The organism is Brevundimonas sp. CURTG3B2_SDJG (assembly GCF_057364705.1).
Map to the genome: position 1 here is coordinate 1 of NZ_JBNFOJ010000312.1, position 3,152 is coordinate 3,152.

General features: G+C 71.4%; 1 protein-coding gene and 2 pseudogenes. 1 reads left to right on the plus strand and 2 read right to left on the minus strand.

What is annotated here, in order from left to right; all coding sequences use genetic code 11:
• Both AC2W7C_RS15685 and AC2W7C_RS15690 read right to left on the minus strand, forming a co-directional pair.
• A pseudogene (locus tag AC2W7C_RS15685) lies at nucleotides 1-1,554 on the minus strand (hydantoinase/oxoprolinase family protein); the annotation flags it as partial.
• 57 nt (nucleotides 1,555-1,611) lie between these two features.
• A complete protein-coding gene (locus AC2W7C_RS15690) occupies nucleotides 1,612-2,325 on the minus strand; it encodes an SDR family NAD(P)-dependent oxidoreductase (protein ID WP_486002237.1) in 714 nt (237 codons plus the stop codon).
• A gap of 385 nt (nucleotides 2,326-2,710) precedes the next feature.
• Here AC2W7C_RS15690 and AC2W7C_RS15695 point away from each other — a divergent pair.
• Nucleotides 2,711-3,152, plus strand: a pseudogene (locus AC2W7C_RS15695) (hypothetical protein); the annotation flags it as partial.

Sequence of the window (3,152 nt, forward strand, 5' to 3'; positions counted from 1 at the left end):
GAGCGAGCTGCGCGTCGGCGGGGCGGCTTCGAGCGGGGCGGCCGCGGTCGCCTGCCCGGATGGCGCGGACTTCGGCCAGACCCATGCCATAGGCCGACAGCACGCCCGCGAACGGGTGCAGCAGGACCTTGTTCATGCCCAGGGCGTCGGCCACCAGGCAGGCGTGCTGACCGCCCGCGCCGCCGAAGCAGTTCAGCACGTAGCGGGTCACGTCGTAGCCGCGCTGGATCGAGATCGACTTGATCGCCTCGGCCATGTTCTGGACCGCGATGGTGACGAAGCCCTCGGCCAGGGTCATGGCCGTCGTCTCGCGCCCGGTCGCCGCCGAGACCTCGGCGGCCAGGGTTTCGAACCCGTCGCGGACGGCGTCGGCGTCCAGAGGCTGGTCCCCGTCGGGGCCGAACACCGCCGGGAAGAACTCGGGCCGCAGCTTGCCCAGCATGACGTTGCAGTCGGTCACCGTCAGGGGGCCGCCGCGCCGATAGGCCCGGGGCCGGGGACCGCGCCGGCGGATTCCGGCCCGACCCTGAGCCGCGCGCCGTCGAAGCGGCAGATCGAGCCGCCGCCGGCCGCGACCGTGTGGATCGACAGCATCGGCGCGCGCAGCCGCACGCCGGCGACCACGGCGTCGGACGTTCGTTCGTACTCGCCGGCGAAATGGGAGACGTCGGTGGAGGTGCCGCCCATGTCGAAGCCGATGACCCGGTCGAATCCGGCGGCCTTCGCCGTCTCGGCCATGCCGACCACGCCGCCGGCGGGGCCCGACAGGATGGCGTCCTTGCCCCGGAAGGCGCCCGCCGCCGTCAGCCCGCCGTTGGATTGCATGAACATCAAGGGCGTCGCCTCGCCCAGGTCGGCGCCGACCCGGTCCACATAGGCTCGCAGGATCGGCGACAGATAGGCGTCGGCGACGGTGGTGTCGCCGCGCCCGACCAGCTTGATCAGCGCGCCCACCTCGTGGCTGACGGAGATCTGCTCGAACCCCAGCTCGCGGGCGAGGTCCGCCACCTGGCGCTCGTGATCCGGGAAGCGCCAGCCGTGGACCAGGGCGATGGCGACGGCGCGGAAACCTTCGGCCCGGGCGGCCGCCAGCGCCCGCCTTGCCCCCAGGATATCCACAGGCTTGTCCACAGCCCCGTCGACCCGCATTCGTTCGTCGACCTCGATCACCCGGTCGTAGAGCTGGTCGGTCGGACGGATGTGGCGGGCGAAGAGGTCGGGCCGGCTCTGCCAGCCGATCCTTAGGGCGTCGCCGAAGCCGCGGGTGATCGCCAGGGCCGTCGGCTCGCCCTTGCGCTCCAAGAGGGCGTTGGTGGCGACGGTCGTGCCCATCCGCACGCCCTCGACCTGGCCCGCGGGCAGGGGGCCGGCCTGGGCCCCGAGCGTGCGGCGGATGCCCTCCACCGCGGCGTCGGCGTACTGCTCGGGATTGTCGGACAGCAGCTTGCGGGTGCTTAGCCGCCCGTCCGGCGCCCGGGCCACGATGTCGGTGAAGGTGCCGCCCCGGTCGATCCAGAAGCGCCAGCCGGCCAGGGCGTCGTTCGGAGTGTCCATGCCCCGGTCTGACCACCTCGCGGCGGCGCTTTCAAGGGCGCCGCCCGGGCGACCGGGTCAGGCGGCCAGCGCCTGCCGATCCCGGTCCAGGAAAGCCACGATGTCCGCCGGGGTCGTGCGCGTCTCGCGCGTCTTGGGATAGGCGTGGGCGGTGCGCGGCTTGCGATCGAACCAGATCTCGTCGACCACCTCCGGCGGACGGGTGGCCGCCAGCCAGTCGATGGTGTCGGCGCCCTCGGCGTCGTTGCGCAGGACGGGGGCCAGGATTCTGCGGAACTTCGGCAGCGAGGTCTTCACTCCGGCGGTGTCCGCCCAGCCCGGATGGACCGCGTAGGTCCGGGCGCCGATGTCGGCGAAGGCGGCCCGCCAGTGCTCGGTCAGGGCCAGCTGGGCGCGCTTGTGCGAGGCGTAGGCGGCGAAGCCGTTGAACCGCTCCTCGGGGATGTTCAGCATCGATTTGTTCAGGGGCAGGTTGTAGAGGCCGCCCGAGACGACGTTCAGGATGACGACGCCATCCTTGAGCAGGCCCCGTTCGCGCAGCCGCTCGGTCAGGACGTAGTGGCCCAGCAGGTTGGTGGCGTAGGAGGTCTCCAGGCCCTCGGGCGTGGGCTGAAACGACCGCATCAGCAAGCCGACGTTGTTGACCAGGACGTCGATCCGGACGCCGGCCAGCTCGGGGCGGTCGGCCAGGGCCGCGACGGCCTTCATCGACGACAGATCGCAGAGGACGGGGACGATCGTTCCCGGCGCGCCGGCCGCCTCGGCCTGCAGGGTTTTCCAGCGCCGTCGTGTTGCGCCCGACCGCCAGCACGGCGGCCCCCTTGCGAACCGCCTTCAGGGCCGTCGCGCGGCCCAGGCCGCCGGTGGCCCCGGTGACCAGCCAGACCTGCCCGCCGTAATCCGCCCGCACCGGCCGAAAGGGCAGGCCGCGGGCGACGTAGCCGATCCGCGTGAAGGACGGCGCGAAACGGCCGTAGAAATTCGCCGACTTCATAAGGGCTTGAAAGAAGGGCGGCTCGGCCATCTGGCGTCTCCCCAAAACGCGGTCCTGAAACTTGCGTAAGCATACTATCGATCCGGAACGGCTTGGCAATGGCTTGCGTTTCTGGACTTTAAGGGTATCGCTTCGACATCCTCAGTGTCTGGAAGCCGCCGCATGAGCAGACCGATCCGCGTGATCCAGTGGGCGACCGGCTCCATGGGCCGGACGTGCCTTAGGGCCGTGCTGGACGACCCGCGGTTCGAACTGGCCGGGCTGTTCGTCTACGGCGAGGCCAAGGCGGGACGGGATGCGGGCGACATCGCGCGGCGGCCCTTCACGGGCGTGACGGCGACCCGTTCGATCGACGAGATCCTGGCGCTGGAGGCCGACGTGGTCCTGCACTGCCCGATGCTGTCGGCGCCGTACGACGGGCACGACGCGGACGTCCGCCGCCTGCTGGAATCCGGCAAGAACGTCATCTCCATCAACAACTACTTCGAGCCCGCGGCCCTGGGCGGCGCCTACGCCGAACGGATGGCGGCCAGCGCCCGCGCCGGCGGGGCGACGCTGGCGGGGGACGGGGATCAATCCCGGCTGGGGTGGCCGAGGCATGGCG